31 protein-coding genes and 1 pseudogene are annotated in these 14,667 nt (G+C 60.1%); 15 read left to right on the top strand and 17 right to left on the bottom strand.

What is annotated here, in order from left to right:
• Positions 1–43 precede the first annotated feature (43 nt).
• The 12 genes and pseudogenes from AWB70_RS05210 to AWB70_RS39685 all read right to left on the bottom strand — a co-directional run bounded on the left by AWB70_RS05210 (position 44) and on the right by AWB70_RS39685 (position 5,432).
• Entirely contained in the window at positions 44–418 is a 375-nt protein-coding gene (locus tag AWB70_RS05210) for a beta-sandwich lipoprotein (protein ID WP_053567915.1), read from the bottom strand.
• Between the two features lie 449 nt (positions 419–867).
• Positions 868–1,269: pseudogene (locus AWB70_RS38215) on the bottom strand (hypothetical protein); the annotation flags it as partial.
• Positions 1,266–1,397 (bottom strand): hypothetical protein, encoded by a 132-nt coding sequence (locus AWB70_RS39505; RefSeq protein ID WP_268760509.1) that lies wholly within the window; start codon positions 1,395–1,397, stop codon positions 1,266–1,268. The gene AWB70_RS39505 and the pseudogene AWB70_RS38215, both read right to left, overlap by 4 nt.
• Positions 1,394–1,765: a DUF4406 domain-containing protein gene (locus AWB70_RS05195; RefSeq protein WP_053567914.1), complete on the bottom strand. Its 372-nt coding sequence runs from the start codon at positions 1,763–1,765 to the stop codon at positions 1,394–1,396. The genes AWB70_RS39505 and AWB70_RS05195 overlap by 4 nt, the downstream gene beginning before the upstream one ends.
• Complete coding sequence (locus tag AWB70_RS05190; protein ID WP_053567913.1) at positions 1,762–2,172, bottom strand: hypothetical protein; 411 nt, start codon at positions 2,170–2,172, stop codon at positions 1,762–1,764. Before AWB70_RS05190 ends, AWB70_RS05195 begins: the two co-directional genes overlap by 4 nt.
• Complete coding sequence (locus tag AWB70_RS05185; RefSeq protein WP_235024144.1) at positions 2,172–2,675, bottom strand: PDDEXK family nuclease; 504 nt, start codon at positions 2,673–2,675, stop codon at positions 2,172–2,174. Before AWB70_RS05185 ends, AWB70_RS05190 begins: the two co-directional genes overlap by 1 nt.
• 59 nt (positions 2,676–2,734) lie before the next feature.
• Positions 2,735–3,058 (bottom strand): hypothetical protein, encoded by a 324-nt coding sequence (locus tag AWB70_RS05180; RefSeq protein ID WP_053567911.1) that lies wholly within the window; start codon positions 3,056–3,058, stop codon positions 2,735–2,737.
• Complete coding sequence (locus AWB70_RS39165; protein ID WP_235024143.1) at positions 3,055–4,026, bottom strand: phage replication initiator YdaU family protein; 972 nt, start codon at positions 4,024–4,026, stop codon at positions 3,055–3,057. The genes AWB70_RS05180 and AWB70_RS39165 overlap by 4 nt, the downstream gene beginning before the upstream one ends.
• Positions 4,023–4,367, bottom strand: a complete 345-nt coding sequence (locus tag AWB70_RS05170) for a hypothetical protein (protein ID WP_053567910.1) — start codon at positions 4,365–4,367, stop codon at positions 4,023–4,025. Before AWB70_RS05170 ends, AWB70_RS39165 begins: the two co-directional genes overlap by 4 nt.
• Entirely contained in the window at positions 4,367–4,843 is a 477-nt protein-coding gene (locus tag AWB70_RS05165; RefSeq protein ID WP_321167001.1) for a YmfL family putative regulatory protein, read from the bottom strand. The genes AWB70_RS05170 and AWB70_RS05165 overlap by 1 nt, the downstream gene beginning before the upstream one ends.
• Before the next feature lie 215 nt (positions 4,844–5,058).
• A complete protein-coding gene (locus AWB70_RS38660; protein ID WP_159680165.1) occupies positions 5,059–5,235 on the bottom strand; it encodes a hypothetical protein in 177 nt (58 codons plus the stop codon).
• Positions 5,232–5,432, bottom strand: coding sequence for a helix-turn-helix domain-containing protein (locus AWB70_RS39685; protein WP_053567908.1), 201 nt, complete (start codon positions 5,430–5,432; stop codon positions 5,232–5,234). Before AWB70_RS39685 ends, AWB70_RS38660 begins: the two co-directional genes overlap by 4 nt.
• A gap of 98 nt (positions 5,433–5,530) precedes the next feature.
• On the opposite strand from AWB70_RS39685, the gene AWB70_RS05155 reads away from it, so the two are divergent.
• The 7 genes from AWB70_RS05155 to AWB70_RS38650 all read left to right on the top strand — a co-directional run bounded on the left by AWB70_RS05155 (position 5,531) and on the right by AWB70_RS38650 (position 7,782).
• Positions 5,531–6,430, top strand: a complete 900-nt coding sequence (locus tag AWB70_RS05155; RefSeq protein ID WP_159680162.1) for a helix-turn-helix domain-containing protein — start codon at positions 5,531–5,533, stop codon at positions 6,428–6,430.
• A 16-nt stretch (positions 6,431–6,446) separates the two neighbouring features.
• Positions 6,447–6,683 (top strand): hypothetical protein, encoded by a 237-nt coding sequence (locus tag AWB70_RS38210; protein ID WP_053567907.1) that lies wholly within the window; start codon positions 6,447–6,449, stop codon positions 6,681–6,683.
• Positions 6,676–6,972, top strand: coding sequence for a hypothetical protein (locus tag AWB70_RS05150; RefSeq protein ID WP_053567906.1), 297 nt, complete (start codon positions 6,676–6,678; stop codon positions 6,970–6,972). The genes AWB70_RS38210 and AWB70_RS05150 overlap by 8 nt, the downstream gene beginning before the upstream one ends.
• Before the next feature lie 186 nt (positions 6,973–7,158).
• Positions 7,159–7,326, top strand: a complete 168-nt coding sequence (locus tag AWB70_RS38655; protein ID WP_159680160.1) for a hypothetical protein — start codon at positions 7,159–7,161, stop codon at positions 7,324–7,326.
• The gene (locus AWB70_RS38960) at positions 7,323–7,487 is read left to right on the top strand and encodes a hypothetical protein (RefSeq protein ID WP_167350981.1); all 165 of its coding nucleotides are present in this window, start codon (positions 7,323–7,325) and stop codon (positions 7,485–7,487) included. Before AWB70_RS38655 ends, AWB70_RS38960 begins: the two co-directional genes overlap by 4 nt.
• A complete protein-coding gene (locus tag AWB70_RS39500; protein WP_268760507.1) occupies positions 7,484–7,606 on the top strand; it encodes a hypothetical protein in 123 nt (40 codons plus the stop codon). Before AWB70_RS38960 ends, AWB70_RS39500 begins: the two co-directional genes overlap by 4 nt.
• Positions 7,607–7,632: 26 nt before the next feature.
• Positions 7,633–7,782 carry a hypothetical protein gene (locus tag AWB70_RS38650; RefSeq protein ID WP_159680157.1) on the top strand — a complete coding sequence of 50 codons (150 nt, stop codon included), beginning with the start codon at positions 7,633–7,635 and terminating at the stop codon, positions 7,780–7,782.
• Between the two features lie 78 nt (positions 7,783–7,860).
• Here AWB70_RS38650 and AWB70_RS05145 read toward each other — a convergent pair whose 3' ends face one another.
• Positions 7,861–8,157 carry a hypothetical protein gene (locus AWB70_RS05145; protein ID WP_143281618.1) on the bottom strand — a complete coding sequence of 99 codons (297 nt, stop codon included), beginning with the start codon at positions 8,155–8,157 and terminating at the stop codon, positions 7,861–7,863.
• An 813-nt stretch (positions 8,158–8,970) separates the two neighbouring features.
• On the bottom strand, positions 8,971–9,192 hold the full coding sequence (locus AWB70_RS38205; protein ID WP_143281617.1) for a hypothetical protein: 222 nt from the start codon (positions 9,190–9,192) through the stop codon (positions 8,971–8,973).
• A gap of 89 nt (positions 9,193–9,281) precedes the next feature.
• Here AWB70_RS38205 and AWB70_RS05130 point away from each other — a divergent pair, with 89 nt between their 5' ends.
• The gene (locus AWB70_RS05130; protein WP_053567902.1) at positions 9,282–9,680 is read left to right on the top strand and encodes an XkdD/Y8K6 family phage-associated protein; all 399 of its coding nucleotides are present in this window, start codon (positions 9,282–9,284) and stop codon (positions 9,678–9,680) included.
• Positions 9,681–9,693: 13 nt separating this feature from the next.
• Here the strand turns inward: AWB70_RS05130 and AWB70_RS05125 are convergent, their stop codons facing one another.
• A complete protein-coding gene (locus AWB70_RS05125; RefSeq protein WP_053567901.1) occupies positions 9,694–10,311 on the bottom strand; it encodes a hypothetical protein in 618 nt (205 codons plus the stop codon).
• Between the two features lie 108 nt (positions 10,312–10,419).
• Here AWB70_RS05125 and AWB70_RS05120 point away from each other — a divergent pair, with 108 nt between their 5' ends.
• From AWB70_RS05120 to AWB70_RS05105, 5 genes are read left to right on the top strand one after another with little or no spacing between them, the layout of a single operon-like run.
• Positions 10,420–10,605, top strand: coding sequence for a hypothetical protein (locus AWB70_RS05120; RefSeq protein ID WP_053567900.1), 186 nt, complete (start codon positions 10,420–10,422; stop codon positions 10,603–10,605).
• Positions 10,602–10,793: a hypothetical protein gene (locus AWB70_RS38200; RefSeq protein ID WP_143281615.1), complete on the top strand. Its 192-nt coding sequence runs from the start codon at positions 10,602–10,604 to the stop codon at positions 10,791–10,793. Before AWB70_RS05120 ends, AWB70_RS38200 begins: the two co-directional genes overlap by 4 nt.
• Positions 10,790–11,140 (top strand): hypothetical protein, encoded by a 351-nt coding sequence (locus AWB70_RS05115; protein ID WP_143281614.1) that lies wholly within the window; start codon positions 10,790–10,792, stop codon positions 11,138–11,140. Before AWB70_RS38200 ends, AWB70_RS05115 begins: the two co-directional genes overlap by 4 nt.
• A 38-nt stretch (positions 11,141–11,178) precedes the next feature.
• Positions 11,179–12,201, top strand: coding sequence for a hypothetical protein (locus tag AWB70_RS05110; RefSeq protein WP_053567898.1), 1,023 nt, complete (start codon positions 11,179–11,181; stop codon positions 12,199–12,201).
• Positions 12,198–12,485, top strand: coding sequence for a DUF4031 domain-containing protein (locus AWB70_RS05105; RefSeq protein ID WP_053567897.1), 288 nt, complete (start codon positions 12,198–12,200; stop codon positions 12,483–12,485). Before AWB70_RS05110 ends, AWB70_RS05105 begins: the two co-directional genes overlap by 4 nt.
• On the opposite strand, the gene AWB70_RS05100 is transcribed toward AWB70_RS05105, so the two are convergent.
• Together AWB70_RS05100 and AWB70_RS05095 are read right to left on the bottom strand one after the other, a co-directional pair.
• Positions 12,486–12,683 (bottom strand): hypothetical protein, encoded by a 198-nt coding sequence (locus AWB70_RS05100; protein WP_053567896.1) that lies wholly within the window; start codon positions 12,681–12,683, stop codon positions 12,486–12,488.
• Between the two features lie 317 nt (positions 12,684–13,000).
• Complete coding sequence (locus AWB70_RS05095) at positions 13,001–13,231, bottom strand: hypothetical protein (RefSeq protein WP_053567894.1); 231 nt, start codon at positions 13,229–13,231, stop codon at positions 13,001–13,003.
• Positions 13,232–13,342: 111 nt separating this feature from the next.
• Between AWB70_RS05095 and AWB70_RS05090 the strand changes: the two genes are divergently transcribed.
• Both AWB70_RS05090 and AWB70_RS05085 read left to right on the top strand, forming a co-directional pair.
• Positions 13,343–13,561, top strand: coding sequence for a DUF4224 domain-containing protein (locus tag AWB70_RS05090; RefSeq protein WP_053567893.1), 219 nt, complete (start codon positions 13,343–13,345; stop codon positions 13,559–13,561).
• Positions 13,558–14,661: a tyrosine-type recombinase/integrase gene (locus AWB70_RS05085; RefSeq protein ID WP_053567892.1), complete on the top strand. Its 1,104-nt coding sequence runs from the start codon at positions 13,558–13,560 to the stop codon at positions 14,659–14,661. Before AWB70_RS05090 ends, AWB70_RS05085 begins: the two co-directional genes overlap by 4 nt.
• Positions 14,662–14,667 lie beyond the last annotated feature (6 nt).

Raw genomic sequence — 14,667 nt, 5'->3', positions numbered from 1 at the left:
CCACGAAGACAATTCCTTGAGCGTTGGCAGCCATATTTCCTCCTTACTTGACGGAGACGTCAGGGACGATCACCGACGGCTTGAAGACGACCTTGTAGTGGTACGTGCTGACGTTTGCCCCGTCGAGTTGCTCGACAAAGTACGTGACGTTGTCCGATAGCCCGAGGAAGTGCTTCTTGAAGCTGGACGGCCCGGTTTTACAGGTGATCGTGACCTCCCGGTTCTTGTCTGCATTGCCGAGCGAGCAAAGCCCCTCGATGCTCAGCATGTATTCGCCGGTGATGCCGTTGTAGAACACGACGCGCCGGTTGATCTCGAAGTTGTCGGCGGCCTTCGACAGATTCCTCGACGCCACATCAGCGTCATTGCAGCCAGCCAAGGCGGAGAGGCATGCGAGTGCCAGAATCAGTTTTTTCATTTCGTCACCTTTTGCGGTTGCGGGAGGCTCCAGTTGCCGCGGCGGATGCCGAGCGCGGCGTAGAGCGGATCGAAGTTGTCGGGCAGCGTGTTCATGTTGTTGTCTCTCGTAGGTCCATCTCTTCCATGCCGCTCGCGAGGAACGGCGCCAAGGTCTTCTTGTTGTCGTCTACGTAGGCCCGGGTTCGATACACACCGGGTTCGATCCACGCATCGTCGAGAATCGGTATCCCTTCGCGCCGATCCTCGGGAATCCATGCATCAACCCAAACAAACGGCCTGTCTTTGCTCTGAATCCTCGGCAGCGCCAGCCGATACACCGTCGTTTCGAGCGTCTGCGTCAGCCGGAACCGCTCCATCGCATACCGCTTCCCGTTGCGGCCGCGGGGCGAGCGCCACCCCGTCTCCGCCGGAATTCGAATCAAGCACCGCACCCTCTTCCTCCTTCAAACCCATCTTTTCGGCGCGCACGGGCACCCAGCGCTCGTATCCGCGATCCCATGTCGAGAACTTCACCTCGCGCGCCGCCTTGCCCTGGTCGATCCACGCATGGCACGCCCAGCAGCCCGGCACCGTGAATTCGTGCTTCGCCTTGATGCCCTTTCCCTTGCCGTGGCGCAGCTGGTTCGAATGGCACGGCACGACCGACTCGCGCCCGACGCACACACCGAACACGCGCAGATAGCACGGCTCATCGCGGCACGCCGCCAGATACTTCGAGCCTTCCTCGACAGTCGGCTTCTTCACGCGCGCCTTCATCGCCGAGCGGCGCAGCGTCGTCGCGCGGTCCGCCGTCTTGAACGGCGAGCGCTTCATCGGCGTCTTGCTCACGAGCGGCTTGTTGCGCTTCATTTGCCCCTCGCCGCCGCGATGAGTCCGAGCACCAGCTGCGCCGTGCCGATCCCCAGCGCGAATTTGGCCGGCACCGTCGGGGCGATGAAGATGCAGGCGGCCAAGCCGAAGAAATACGAGTCCTTCACGCGGCCTCCGCTTCGTCGAGCAGCTTGACAACGGCTTCTTGCGAGATAACCGGCATGTCGCCAGCCAGGCCGACGATGTGACGCGCCTGCATCACGCGAAGACGGAGCCCGCGCGCCAGCGTGTGCTCGACATTCGCCCCTTCCGACTGCTCCCAGCCCGGCAGCAGCGCAATGCCGTCGCAGTCGGAGAGAAGCTTGATGCAGGCGCGCATGCATTCGAGCCAGGTCGGATCCGGTCCGACATCGATCTCAGCCGGATTGGCGATCTCGAAGCCCATCGCGCGCAGGCGCGCCGCCTCGGCGTGGAATGCCGGGAAGTTCAGCTCGGGATAACCGGACATCGGCCCGGCCAGATATACGCGGATCATGCTGCGAGCCTCCCAATGCGGCACATCGCATGCATGGCTGCGAACAGCACGGTGATGGCTTCCGACACCGCGCGAGCCTCCTGCTCGACCTTGGAAGTGATCTCAGCCGACGACGGGAACGTCTTTCCGGTCCATCGATAGATCGCAGGCGCACGCCCGTTGCCCTTTTTGGCTTCCGATTTCCGCGTCTGCTCGATGTACCCCTGACGGATCAGGGTGATGAACACGTGCTTCGTCGCGTCGCGCGACTTGTCCAGTTCGTCGGCGACCGCGCCGATCGTCGAATGACCGCGGCGGCGCAGAGCCTCCAGCACGATGCGCTGGTTCATCGGCATCACCCTGTGCGTCTTTTTCGGCATCGCGCGGACGCTCAGGTCCTGCCGGGCGTAGTTTTCGGTGCATCGCATCAGAATTCCTCCACAGCCCAGCCGCCGCCGGACTTTTTCGCATTTGCCGTCACCGCGATGAATCGAAGCGGGTACTGGTCGGCGACGACCTTCACCTTTACCCGCGCGTCGTCTTGCCAGTGGCCCTTCACCTCGTGACACTCCAGCTCGCCGCTCGCGAGCATCACGGCGAAATCAGGCGTGTAGAACGTGTTGTCAGCCAGGCGGAACTTAATGCCCTCGAACCGGAACCAGACGATGTCGCCGGCGTGCTTACGCTGCTCAAGGTGAGCGGCGTAGCGGCGCTCCGTGGCGTTCATTGCGCCCGCCTTCAGCCGTCCCAGCGCCTGCATGGCTTTCTTTGCGGCTTCGCGCGGCGGGGCCGTCTTGCGCGCCGCCGGAGCGAGCGACTTGACCGGCTCTGCGCACGACGCGATGTCGTCGAATTCGCTGTTCGGCTTCGTGCCGTGGATCTCGGCGAGCTTGCGTTGCGCGTATCCGCAGATGCCGTGCTCTTCGCGCACGGTGGCCGTGCCGACCTTGTCGGTGCCTTCGGGATAGCGGAGCGCTGTCGTTCGTTTCGTCATTTCTTCGCTTCCCTCTTGGCCAGAACCACCAAATACGGAGCAAACACGACCGTGGCGAGAGCGCCTTCACCCGCCCACACGAGGGCCAAGACAATCGCGAGAGAACTGATCAGGTCGTATGTGGCGTTGACCGGCGCAAACCGCTCGAAGTCTTCAGATTTGAATGTGATCGCGGCGATCCAGAGGCAGACGGCGACCAGCGTCACGTACACGTGGACCAGCGTCCGCGCCGCGCCCACGTCACACACGAGCCAAAGGTAGAAGCACGCGGCAAGGAAAAGGTCGAGCACGCCGTCTCGTGCGAGCTTTCTGATGTTCATGCGGCCTCCGTGTTGCCGTTCTTGTCGCGCGGGATGTCGTTGAAGTAGGCGTAGAGCGCTTCGTACCGCTCCTCGCTCTCGCGGCCGACTGCGCGCAGGAGGTCTTCCATCCATTCGCCCGGGCCAGCGAGCTTGCAGACCCGCGCCTTGTACTGCTCGAAGAACTGGAACTTCGCCCGATCGACGCCAAGCTGCTTTCCGAGCTCGAGATACCCGGCCTCGCTCTTCCACCAATCCGCGGGGACCACCGCGCCGCCGGAGGACGACGCGCCCTGCTGCTTCACCGGAAACAACCCGGTCCAGCCGCGCAGCACCGCTTCCTCGACCGTGACGTCGGCCGCTTGGCCTTCAGAGGCCAGCTTCGCCATGCGCTTGATCGAAACCTTCGCCGCGGCAAGCGTCCAAGGCGCTTCCTTGGTCTTTGCCTCGCGGTGCTCGCACCACATGGCCCAAACGTCTGCAGGGATGCCTCCAGGAAGTTCAAGGCTGCGAATCTGCGAATGCAACGCAACTCGCGGCGCACGCCGCGCGGGTTTCGTTTCACTCTCCTCTTCTCTTATCTCTTCTTCTCTCTTCTTATCTAGGGCGTTACTGGAACGCTCCTGCAACGTTTCATCGTCGTTACGTGTTTGTTTCGCCTTCTCGCGATGAGCGCGAACACGTTCGGTGCTGGAGTCGGAGCGCATCTGGCGTTTCTCCCACGCCAGCGGCTGCCAGTTCTCGTCGATCAGGCCTGCAGCCACCAAGCGACGCTTTACTTCGCCGACGACCGAGTGATCGATCCAGAGGCGCTGCGCGACGATGCGCGTCAGCAGTTCGGGAGCGCAGTCGTTATCGAGCGTGCCTTCCCCCTTCAACGCGAGCACGCCGATGAAGTGACGCTGATCTTCGAACGCGAGCGAGATCATCTTCGGGTCGTTGAGGAAGTCGGTGTACATCCGGAACCACGGCATCGTCTTCGTGCTCACGCTGCCACCTCGACGGGAAGGCCGATGAGTTGCTGACGGCAACGGCGGCCCGGCCGGCGCGCCGAGTCGCGCACGGCGAGCACTTCGCCCTTCACGAGTTCATTCACGCGGCCGCACACGGTCGAGATCTGGAGGTTCGCGCGGGCGGCGATCTCGTCGCGGGTCAGCAGCACGCGGCTGTCGCCCTTGAACACGTCGAGGATGCGGCGCTGCGAGTCGCTGATCTCGTCGAGCGACAGCGCGTGATACGCGTCGATCTGGGTCCGGGAAGCTTTCATGGTGGGTTCGCGGTCGATGAGGTCGAAGGCGGAGATCTGGTTCGGACAGGCGGCGATCTGCATCACGACGCCTTGCGCGCGGCGATGTGCGGCACAGCCGGCGCGACCGACTCGGCGGGGCAATAGATCACGTACGTCAGAGACAGCATTTCTTGAACGTCGCGGTGCAGCTCGTGCGCGATGCCGTCCAGATCTGCGCGCTCGTTCTTGTCGACGTGGCCGTCGGATGTAGCTTCGCGGTGCCGCGTCGCGAGCTGGCCGACGCGCTCGACAAGTCGCATGAATTTGTCTTGAATCTGCTCGTTGTCGATCTGGTCGCTAACCTGCGGCAGAGGAATGAACGTGCCGCCCGACTGGCGCGCAACCTCTGCGGCGAACAGCGTCGTGCCGCTCGCGACCTGCATCTGCATCGCCATGTCCGGGTGTACGCGCTGCGGCGGTGTGCCCTTCTCATACACACGGTTGTCCAGTGCCTGCGTCGTAAGACCGAGTTCGGCGGCCATCCGATCGCGGCCACCGGCCGACTCGATCATTTGCACATACGCTTGACGAAAGCCCACGATTGCATACCTCAACTAGTGGTGTTCCCGGATTGTTCGTTGCTGGATACTTCTTCCAACAACAAAAACAACACGATTTACGGGGTAAAACAAAATGAAAACGAGGTGCGGCGCAGGAGACCACGGCGAGCTTAGTAGTCCTCAATCAGACCGGCAGAACCCCATTCTCAGACCGGCACAAGAAGGACACTCGCCTATTGCTTCGCTGCTTTGGCTGGTCCTGCTGACTCCACTTTCAGTCTCCGGAGTTGCAGGACCGCCTTCTTACGCGCCTCATCAAGCGCTCCTTCAGGAAAGCCCTTCGCAATGAGTTCGAGCAACATGCCTCGAATCTCTTTCTGCTCGGTGGCGGTGAGCGGCGCTTCCGTCATGCCGGCTCCGCGTTGCTTTCAGAGGCAAGTTCTTCGTGCAGCCTCACAAGACTGTCTTTCGTGGTCGCGCGGACGTCCTTTCGACGGCCGGTCTCGATGTGGCTGATCGCGCCTTGCGAAAGGCCGCAACGCTCTGCGATCTCCTCTTGAGAAAGCCCTCGCTTTCGAATCGAAACGACGAGCTGTCGCGCGTCCATTTGGCTGCCCCATTCCAAGTGATAACGGCTTCATTCTAATACATATGTATTTAGACGTCAATACCACCGTAGTTGACTCATCGGGCACAATCCAATACATGAGTAATATTGGAAAACGTCTGATTGAAGCCCGCACAAAGCTCGGCTGGTCACAACAGGACCTCGCCGGGCGGGCCGGCGTCAGCCAAGGGACAATCGGCCACCTCGAAAGCGGCCGAAATAAGAGCTCGACCGCGTTGCCCAAGATCGCGGCGGCCCTAGGGGTGACTGTCGAATGGCTTACGTCAACGAGTGATCAGACAGGGAAAAGCGGCTCTATTCCAGCAATGGGCGCCTCCGGCTTGGCTGATAGGATCAAGTCCATCATCGACGAAGCGGAAGGCAACATCTCCAAAGTTTCGGCGGCGGCCGGCACGACCGACGAAGAGGTCGCCGGATGGCTGTCCGGGAAAACTCAGCAGATCGGCGTTGACCAGGCCGTCGCGCTGCAAGAGGCGTTCGGCGTCAATTCCGTTTGGCTAATGCTGGGGAAGGGGTCGCGCAAGACCGCGGTTCGATACAACGATGAATATGAACCCATTCCCGTCACTGGCTGGCGGGGCGTACCGGTGGTAGGAATGGCCCAGCTCGGAGATAACGGATTTTGGGCCGACGTGGAGTATCCCGTCGGTCACGGGGATGGCTTCGTCGACGTCCCCAGCAAGGATAAGGACGCGTACGCACTGCGGTGCAAGGGCGATTCGATGAGGCCGCGCATTAAGGACGGCGAGTTCGTCGTCGTCGAGCCAAACCACGAGATCGAGCCGGGTGACGAAGTTCTCGTCAAATCGAGAGACGGACGCGTCATGGTGAAAGAATTTATGTATCGCCGCGCCGGTCGGGTCCATCTCATGTCCACGAACGAAGTTCACGGGACTCTCGCCTTTGCCGATAGCGAGATCGAAAAGATGCACTTTGTCGGATGGATCGCTAAGCCATCCGCATGGCGGCCGGACTAGCCCTAGGAAGAGCGAAGTGAAAATCGCGCCAACCTGCCGGTACGAACACGGCCTCCTCCAGCCAATTCCAACAACGGAAGGCTCTGCTTGGGGCCTCATGGGCGTTCACGTACAGCGCGCGACGGCCGGAATGCGCGTCGGCGATGCGCTGCAGGCCGTGTACCCCAATGACAGAATTTTCACCGTGAGGGTATTTCGTTGCGCGGCGTGCGGCTATATAGAAATGTTCGACGAGGACATCGCGAATGAGTGACCGCAGGCTCAAACTGATTCGGGACATTGACACTAGCGGCGGCGGCGGCGATGATGGGCGCATGGAACAACGCATCGCAGCCCTCGAAGCTGCAAGTCTCGATACCCGCGATCGTCTCATCAAGATTGAGACGCGGATGGACGCGCTCGCCTCCAAGGAGGATCAGCAGAAGCTGCGCTCCGAGCTCCACGAGTCCCTGAACGCACAGACCTGGAAGATCATAGGAATGGCTGCGACCCTTTGCGCGGTTGTGTTCTACCTCGCACGCTTCGTCGTTCCGCACGCGTAAGCCCCTCGCCCAATCTGAGTGAAAACCCGCTTCGGCGGGTTTTTTGTTGCGCGCGCGCCGCGCAACGCCACTCTGGCAGCCTCTGTTACAAATTAGCCATATCGCTCAAATACGTTCGTATTTACTTTTCGCAAATACCTTTGTATTATGTCTCCATGCACTCGACGAGCTGTGCGGGAGATGAAGATGACGCTGGCCCAGATCGGTTTTCGGTTTCTCGTTTCTCCCTCCCGCGCCAAAGGCGAATGGCATCACCCGAGCGCAGTCGCGCAGCTCGTATCAGTCGGCTGGACTGACTGCACCGACATGAGCGACGTGCAATTTGATGAATTCATGGGAGTAGCGACGGCATGAACCGCGCATTCAACGATAACGCCCTGCTCCGCGACGTCGAGCGCCTGCAGGATGCGAACACACTGATCAAGGCGATTGGCGTCATCGGCCTGTACGGCGTCGGCATCGCGTGCGTCTGGTTCCTCTGCACCGCTTTCCGCGCTGGAGCGTTTTGGCAATGACTCTGCTCAAGATCTGGGGCGCCGTCCTCATCGTTGCGGCCGCATTCTTGGCGCTCGATTCTGAAACAGCACACCGCAAAGCTGAAATGGAACGCTGCGCGCACACGCGCTGCATCTGATAACTGGTCCCGAAAAGGCTCACCCCATGAACGCATATCAGATAGTAGTCCTGCTGTTCATCGTGACCATGATTTCGGCGATTGCGCTCGTTCGCGGCGCGGATCTCCGAGCCAAGCGCCACTTCGACGAGATCGAGCAGAAGAAAAAGCGCATCCGCTGGCCGGCGGCGCACTGAATTCCAACCACCCGCGCGCCGGCGCGTAATCCGGCCGTCTGACTTGATGACGTTGCACTCTGACCGTGACGGTCAGCCTCACCGGAGGTGACCCAAAGTGTCGCTGCCTAGCAGAGAGAGGAATTTGAAGTCAGCGCGAAGGACTTTCACCGGCGACTTCATGCCGGTCATGATTTTCTGCGTCGCGACGGTAACGATTCTTTGCATGTTGACTTGCAACGCTCGGTTGTCGCCTGTCAGTGAACCGTCAGAACCGAAAACGTCGGCGAGACATTCGTGCGTCACCTGGATTCGGAACGTCTTGTCTGCAATCAGTTGATTGAAGAACAGATCTCCCTCCAGGCGCAGCACAGGTCGCTGAGGTAGTGCATTCATGAAGGAACGTCCTATGTTAGCTGTGAAAAACGCGCAACACGCTTACTCGCAACGTTCGATCAGTCGTGCGGCCATGTCGGCCGGAGCACTGGGTGGCCTCAACACGGCAGCACTGCAAAGCTGCCTGTGCGAGTCACCGGCTAAACAACCTAGCGCGCCGACGAGCGTAGGCCGAACCGCGACTATAGGCGTCCTCTTCGCTAGGGAATCTGATTGCACTGTCGTGACGCGCCTCAGTGACCTTGGGACCGGTCAAGTCGATGTCAACGACAGTAAAGGCAAAGCCGCCAGTCAGCAGCGGATGCACCACGACGTGGTACTCATGATTTCCGACCTTGATCAAGCGCGCCATGGCGAATTCCAGCGGAAGGCATACACAACGGGGAACCATTGTGCGCTTTTTCTGAGGCAGGAAACGAGAGATCAAGGAACGGACGGTATTTAAGCGTCGAGACCCGATAAAGCAACGAGCGTGAGTGAAAAAAACTTGCAGATGCTCCACATTGAGGGAGCCGGTGACATCTTCGTCAGAAGTCAGCGGCCATGACGCCGATTGGCGATTCTTCGCCGTCGAATGCCTTCCGGATCACCAGGTCGGAGATTCGTTCGATGTTCGTCAGGACCGCCGCTTCGTCTCCGAGTGGCGAGCCATCGGAACCGAAAGTCTCGCTGAGGCAGGCGTGAGCGACTTTTACCTGGACTGTGACTCTATGAATCAGATAGTAGAAAAACAGGTTCCCGTCTTTGTGTTCGAAAGCCGGATTACATGGGCAAATCATGATGGAACGCCTTATAGCTCTTCGCGGTTATGGACTACCTACCGAGCTTCGCAACGCGTCGCCGAGCGTCCGCCGCGCCGCCGTCACGCGCCTGATCTTCAGTTTCGAAATGGAGCCCGCTGTCGTGACGTTTTTCGGAGACGTCCGTGCCGGCACGACTGATCTCGATGACTGAGTAGGTGAAACCGCCACCTCGAAGTGGGGTTACGGCAATTTGAAATTCAAGATCGCCGGCTTTGATCGGATCGCTTGTCATAAAGGCTCCGGATGTTGGGACCAATCCTAACACGAGCGAAAGTTTGATCTACCCGGCGCAGCGAGTGCCGGTGCAACGAAGAGGACAGCATGCGCACGAAACACACGCCCGGCCCGTGGCGCTGGGAAATCAATCGCCTGCACAAGAGCATGCAGCTCGTCGGCGGCGTTCCGACCTATGACCTGACCGTAATGGACTTTGCGCGCTGGGGCATGGATGGCGCATGCGTTCGTCTTCGCGAGGACGTCGAAGGCATGAACATCATGCACCGACTCGCTGACCGCGCGGACTGGATAGCACCGTTTCACGGCCGCGAACATCACGCGAACTGGTGCGCAGACGTCACCCATCCGGACATGCGCCTGATGGCCGCCGCGCCCGATCTGCTCGAAGCGCTCAAAGCAGTTGTTTCTGTTGCGGATCGCGCAACTGTCGAGTTCGACATGGCCCGCGCCGCTATCGCTAAGGCAACCGGAGAGAAAGCATGAGCGATGGCCGGAATCACTCGGAAGCAGCCTTCATAGACGAATGCCGGACTACCCAAGACAAAATGAGCTTCTCCGACATTGCGCGGAATCGCTCCGCATCTAGAGTTGACGGCTTCATCTTGCCGCGCGCGACCTCGTTTCGGAGTCGTCCTAGCTCTTCTGCAAGCTCGAACTCTTCGTCCGTAATGAAGCCCTTCGCGTACAAATTCGGAATCGAATTCTGCGCCAGTCGCCCACGAGTATCCGCCAACAACTCGTTAGCAATCTCTGCGGCCGTCGACCGAACCTTCGCCCACATTTCCATTATCACGCCGCTCGGATTAGCTTCCAAAACCGTCTCGCTGACGCGCGTTTGCTCAGCGACGACCTGCGCAGCCTCGTTCGCGGCTTCCGAAGCTGGCACATGTATTTTGGCGGCGGCCGGTATCAACGATTCGAGGTCCTGGGAGAACTCCGATGACGCGCCCAGAATCTCCAGTTTTGTCATGCGACGAAGGAGGGCTATCCACTGTTCTCGGAACTCAAACGCCAATATCAGGACGACAATGGGCCACGCTACGGCTTTCAAGATCTCTGCTGACGACGTCATCGAGATTTCGACCAGCTTCAACAGGAACGTCGGTGAGTCCATGCGGATTCCTCTCCTCGGAGCTTTTGCACGCGCTTATCGTGCGGCCCGCCACAAGCGGCAACGGATCGTAACACGGCGATCGACTGATGAAATCGCCTCGGCAGTCGCATGATCCGCCTAGCCCGCCCCTACCTCGCGCTGCTCGAGGCCCTAGAAAAACTCGGCAGCGCGATGAAACCGACTGACGTGCTTATCCATCGAGTGTGCGCGAGCTTCGCGCAGATGGTCGCGGGGATGACGGGGCAGCGCGTCACGGTGCTGATTGGCGAAACACCTATTGCGAGAGAGAAATGAGCCTGCGCCGACTGATGCAACTCCACAACTTGGCAGATGACCTTTCGAGCCGTGCTCGCGTCTCGCGCCGCGCTGCTGACAAGGCAGCGTCTATCAACAACGGCAATGCGACCGTGTATTTCCTGCGCCGAGCTGCGCAGATGGAACGCATTGTCGCTGCCTGCCTTTCGCGCGGGGTGTCACTGTGACTGCTGGACTTCTCATCAAACGCGAGATCGCGCGGCGTCTCAATGGAAATTGCCGCGCCAATCTAAAAACCGGAGGCGTCCTGGCGATGACCGGAGACACTTTTTCATCCTGTGCCGAGTGTTTATCTCCGTGTGAGCGCAGCGACCACGCGAGCGGCATCACCGGCAACACTCTGAAGTTCGAAGTTGTCCTCCAAGACAAAGGCGCGAAGCTCTTCTGGGCGTGTCCCGGATGCGGCAAGGAGACATGCGAAAAGACTGGCCTGTTGTCGACAGAGCAAGCTGTCGCGCAGATCGAGGCCGATCCACTCTGCTTCACCTGCCGAACGAAGCAGCCGACCGCCTGACCCGCTGTCTCGACGCAGCGACAACGATGAGGAATGAGATGAACGAGAAAGAAATCCGCGCAAGCATGACGTCCGAGCAGATCCAGCTTGAGCGCAAGCTCACGTGCGAGGCGATCGACGGCGCGATGGCCTTCGGCTATCAGAACACGAACCCGCCGCCGAGCGAGGATCATTGGCTCGCGCCGTTCTGGAAGATCGGCCGCAAGCAGGCCGATCTCGAAGCCGCTCTCGCAGCCTCGACCGCGAGCGACAAGCAAGAGGCGGTGGCGCTTCCGAAAGCCGTGCTTGAAGCGCTTCGCTTCTACGCGAACGGAGATCATTTTTCGATCGATGAAGACCACCACGAATTCGACACGGTGAGTGGAGAACCGCAGAACTTCTTGTTCAGCCTGCGCAACGACGACTGCACGATGATCGAAGACGGCGGCATTGCACGAGCGGTCTTGCGCGGCAACATGAGCGACTTCGAAGAGCCACCGGAGCCAGTAGAAGGCGAAGTATTTGTCGTCGCCGGCGCCGCCCCTCTCGCCAAGTCCGCTGAGAGCGGGAAGGAAGAGGCGGTAAACGGCATCCCGGCAACCCTTCGGCATGACGAGGGTGCGATCGCTCGTTGCTCCTACTGCGGCCGATATTCGCTCGACCCTAAGACGCTGAGCAATCGCCAGCCGAAATGCGACTGCGGCGAGCAGCATGGATGGAGTGGCAGTTTCAAGAAACCCGACTGTGATGCGAAATGGAGCGGAGCCGCTCCTCGCCCTGCTGCGCAATCGGAGATTGAGAGCCGCCTGAAGGTTGCTAACGACTGTTGCGACCGTCTGATGCAGGCATGCTCCGATGCCGGCTGTCCTGACGGCGTGCGCATGGATGACTGGATTCGGGCCAACGTGCGCCCTGCTGCGGCCCACGATGCCCGTGAATTCGACACGGAGGCAGCATTGAAAGCGGCGCTTGGTCAGAAATATACGCCGCCAAACGTAGAGATGAACTACGACTGGCTGTCGCCGACGAGCGCTGATCGTGCTGACCTTGAGGCCGATGCGGGAAAGGAGAAGCAGGGATGACCGTCTACGTCGACGACATGAAAGCCGCGTACGGCCGCATGGTGATGTGCCACATGCTGGCGGATTCCACCGACGAGCTTCTCACGATGGCCGACAAGATCGGAGTCGCGCGGAAGTGGATTCAGAAGGCGGGCACGTATCACGAGCACTTCGACATAGCGCTGTCGAAGCGTGCGCTCGCAGTTGCCGCCGGCGCAATCGAGATCGATCGCCAAGGCGTTGCAGCAATCCTCAAACGTAGACGCCTGGAGATTGCCGCGTGTGCGCCTGTCACGGAAGGCTAATCAGGAGTGCGCGAGCGCCATCAGATCCGGCAGCTTCCAATTCGGCGCCTCTTGAGCAACCTTGTGAATGAAGGTACGCCAGTACACATCGCCGTGCGCTTTGCTGTCAGCGTCGTAGTGGCCGTATTGAATGACAACGTCCGCCACCGCAAGAGCGTCGGCGGATTCGAGAAGGGTTTGGGCTTGGATTTTGTTCATGCCCGCGTTATCGGCAGCAACAGACCGAACTTTAGGCAGTGAAATGCAGCATCAAATCGAAGCGCTCATGCGCGTGTCGCGCGATTACTTAAAAGCCATGCAAATGTCGAACGTCCTCGAAAGCTTGCCTGACCGCGACGGCAGTCTCTGGTGTCTTCGGCGACCAGTCCCATCCAGTCGCGTCCTCGTCGGCATCTCCGCGCGGGGTAAGAAACACGGTGAGGTCGGCTCTGGAGCCTTCCTTTTCGCTCACGAACCTGTTCATCTCGCGGACGAACTCCGATGGCGGGATGGGTGGCAGAGAGTGGTCCATCCGGTCAGTGGCTCCGCTCATCGGAGATCTCGGCCCTTTCGGCTCTTCGTCGCCACGCTGATAGGAAGGCGAGTTTCGCCCATGCAAAGGCATCGGCCCCGACATTCGCTTCGCGCAGTCCGGTGTATGCGCAGAAGTATTCGAAGTCTTCCTGCCCCGTGTGCCCTCGTTCGTTTCGTGGCGGCAGAGCGCTTGAAACGAGTTCGAGCAGTTCGTGAGGGTTTCCGTAGCTCATCGCTGTCTCCTCCTACTGTGACAGCTTGTCAGCAACGAGCGGGCCTAAATGCGATTGAAGAGAACACTGAAGAATTCCTGCGCATGACGCGCGAGTATCTGGAGAGGAACGATGGCCGCAGTACTTGAATCGCCGCTTGAACTGACCGAAGACGAGCTCGCGCGCATCACCGGCTATAAGCGCCCGTCCAAGCAGATGGAGATGCTCAAGTCGCTGGGCATCCCCGCGCGCCGCCGCCCCGACAACTCCGTGCTGGTCATGCGCATGCACTGCATCGCGCCGGCACAGATCCCCACCGCAACGATAAAGCGCGAGCCACGCGTTAAATGAACCGAAGAAGAAAACATCACCGCGGCCTGCCCCGCCGCGTTATCGTCAATCACGGCGCGTTCTATTTCTTCGCGCCGGAGCCGATGCGCAACCCGTGGACGCAGAAAGAGCAGCGCTGGATTCGCCTGTGCGGATTCGAGGAAGGCGAAGCGCTCATGTACGAGCGCCTCGGCTTCCTGATGAAGGAAAAGAAGCTCGTCAGCGGCACGATGCCGAACCTGTGTGAGGAATGGAAGCAGCGCAAGCTCGCGCGCTACACGCCCGCCGTGCGCAAGGAATACGAACGCATGGCCGATTTCATCGCCGAAAAGCTCGAAGAATTCACCGTCGCCGACGTGAAGGCGCGGACGATCACCGTCTTCCTGCGGAAGTATTTCGCGGAGAAAAACAACACGGCGCAGAAGTACGTGAACGTGCTCCGCAAGATGTTCAAGATGGCAATCAGCGAGATGGGCTTGCGCGACGACAACCCGTGCGACCAGCTCGACCTGTCCGACTACGAGACCAAGCGCCGCGAGGTTTTGCCGACGCACGACGTCATAGCGAAGATCCGCGAGGCCGCGCTGACCGGAAAGGACGGCCTGCCGACCGAGTCCGGCCCGATGTTCCAGTGCATCGTCGACATGGCATATCTGTGCTGGCAGCGAGCGATCGACGTGCGCATGCTGCGCGACGCGCAGATCGAAGGCGGCGCCATTCGGTTCAAGCCGACGAAGACGGCGAAGTCGAGCGGGAAGATGGTGGACATCGCAATCACGCCGTCGATCGATGCGGTGATCGAGCGCGCGAAGGCGATCAAGCGGAAATACAAGATCATCAGCCCCTACCTGTTCCCGTCGACGAAAGGCACGCCCTACACGAAGACCGGCCTGCATTCGATGTGGCGCCGCGCGAAGGAGCGCGCCAAGGTCACCGACGACGTCGTGTTCAAGGATCTGCGCGCGCTCGGTGCGACGGACGCCGCACGCCAGGGCAAAGACAAGAAGCAGATCCAGACGCGCCTCGCGCATACGAGCGGCCGGACGAGCGAAATCTACATCAAGGAGGTCATCGCGGAACGCTCAGAAATGGACGTGAAGCTTCCATGGGAAGAGCTATAGACAATG

Source organism: Caballeronia cordobensis (assembly GCF_001544575.2).
GTDB lineage: Bacteria > Pseudomonadota > Gammaproteobacteria > Burkholderiales > Burkholderiaceae > Caballeronia > Caballeronia cordobensis.
This window is presented reverse-complemented; position numbering and strand designations above follow the sequence as displayed.

What these genes read in the sequence shown, in the direction of transcription:
- AWB70_RS05155 (WP_159680162.1), top strand. Translation starts at nt 5,531, where the DNA reads ATGAGTAATATTGGAAAACGTCTGATTGAAGCCCGCACAAAGCTCGGC.
- AWB70_RS05195 (WP_053567914.1), bottom strand. Translation starts at nt 1,765, where the DNA reads ATGATCCGCGTATATCTGGCCGGGCCGATGTCCGGTTATCCCGAGCTG.
- AWB70_RS05090 (WP_053567893.1), top strand. Translation starts at nt 13,343, where the DNA reads ATGGCCGCAGTACTTGAATCGCCGCTTGAACTGACCGAAGACGAGCTC.
- AWB70_RS05100 (WP_053567896.1), bottom strand. Translation starts at nt 12,683, where the DNA reads ATGAACAAAATCCAAGCCCAAACCCTTCTCGAATCCGCCGACGCTCTT.
- AWB70_RS05130 (WP_053567902.1), top strand. Translation starts at nt 9,282, where the DNA reads ATGCGCACGAAACACACGCCCGGCCCGTGGCGCTGGGAAATCAATCGC.
- AWB70_RS39500 (WP_268760507.1), top strand. Translation starts at nt 7,484, where the DNA reads ATGACTCTGCTCAAGATCTGGGGCGCCGTCCTCATCGTTGCGGCCGCA.
- AWB70_RS05190 (WP_053567913.1), bottom strand. Translation starts at nt 2,172, where the DNA reads ATGCGATGCACCGAAAACTACGCCCGGCAGGACCTGAGCGTCCGCGCG.
- AWB70_RS05120 (WP_053567900.1), top strand. Translation starts at nt 10,420, where the DNA reads ATGATCCGCCTAGCCCGCCCCTACCTCGCGCTGCTCGAGGCCCTAGAA.
- AWB70_RS39685 (WP_053567908.1), bottom strand. Translation starts at nt 5,432, where the DNA reads ATGGACGCGCGACAGCTCGTCGTTTCGATTCGAAAGCGAGGGCTTTCT.
- AWB70_RS38205 (WP_143281617.1), bottom strand. Translation starts at nt 9,192, where the DNA reads ATGACAAGCGATCCGATCAAAGCCGGCGATCTTGAATTTCAAATTGCC.
- AWB70_RS05150 (WP_053567906.1), top strand. Translation starts at nt 6,676, where the DNA reads ATGAGTGACCGCAGGCTCAAACTGATTCGGGACATTGACACTAGCGGC.
- AWB70_RS05105 (WP_053567897.1), top strand. Translation starts at nt 12,198, where the DNA reads ATGACCGTCTACGTCGACGACATGAAAGCCGCGTACGGCCGCATGGTG.
- AWB70_RS05180 (WP_053567911.1), bottom strand. Translation starts at nt 3,058, where the DNA reads ATGAACATCAGAAAGCTCGCACGAGACGGCGTGCTCGACCTTTTCCTT.
- AWB70_RS05210 (WP_053567915.1), bottom strand. Translation starts at nt 418, where the DNA reads ATGAAAAAACTGATTCTGGCACTCGCATGCCTCTCCGCCTTGGCTGGC.
- AWB70_RS05125 (WP_053567901.1), bottom strand. Translation starts at nt 10,311, where the DNA reads ATGGACTCACCGACGTTCCTGTTGAAGCTGGTCGAAATCTCGATGACG.
- AWB70_RS38660 (WP_159680165.1), bottom strand. Translation starts at nt 5,235, where the DNA reads ATGACGGAAGCGCCGCTCACCGCCACCGAGCAGAAAGAGATTCGAGGC.
- AWB70_RS38655 (WP_159680160.1), top strand. Translation starts at nt 7,159, where the DNA reads ATGACGCTGGCCCAGATCGGTTTTCGGTTTCTCGTTTCTCCCTCCCGC.
- AWB70_RS05110 (WP_053567898.1), top strand. Translation starts at nt 11,179, where the DNA reads ATGAACGAGAAAGAAATCCGCGCAAGCATGACGTCCGAGCAGATCCAG.
- AWB70_RS05085 (WP_053567892.1), top strand. Translation starts at nt 13,558, where the DNA reads ATGAACCGAAGAAGAAAACATCACCGCGGCCTGCCCCGCCGCGTTATC.
- AWB70_RS05170 (WP_053567910.1), bottom strand. Translation starts at nt 4,367, where the DNA reads ATGCAGATCGCCGCCTGTCCGAACCAGATCTCCGCCTTCGACCTCATC.
- AWB70_RS38200 (WP_143281615.1), top strand. Translation starts at nt 10,602, where the DNA reads ATGAGCCTGCGCCGACTGATGCAACTCCACAACTTGGCAGATGACCTT.
- AWB70_RS05145 (WP_143281618.1), bottom strand. Translation starts at nt 8,157, where the DNA reads ATGAATGCACTACCTCAGCGACCTGTGCTGCGCCTGGAGGGAGATCTG.
- AWB70_RS38960 (WP_167350981.1), top strand. Translation starts at nt 7,323, where the DNA reads ATGAACCGCGCATTCAACGATAACGCCCTGCTCCGCGACGTCGAGCGC.
- AWB70_RS05095 (WP_053567894.1), bottom strand. Translation starts at nt 13,231, where the DNA reads ATGAGCTACGGAAACCCTCACGAACTGCTCGAACTCGTTTCAAGCGCT.
- AWB70_RS38650 (WP_159680157.1), top strand. Translation starts at nt 7,633, where the DNA reads ATGAACGCATATCAGATAGTAGTCCTGCTGTTCATCGTGACCATGATT.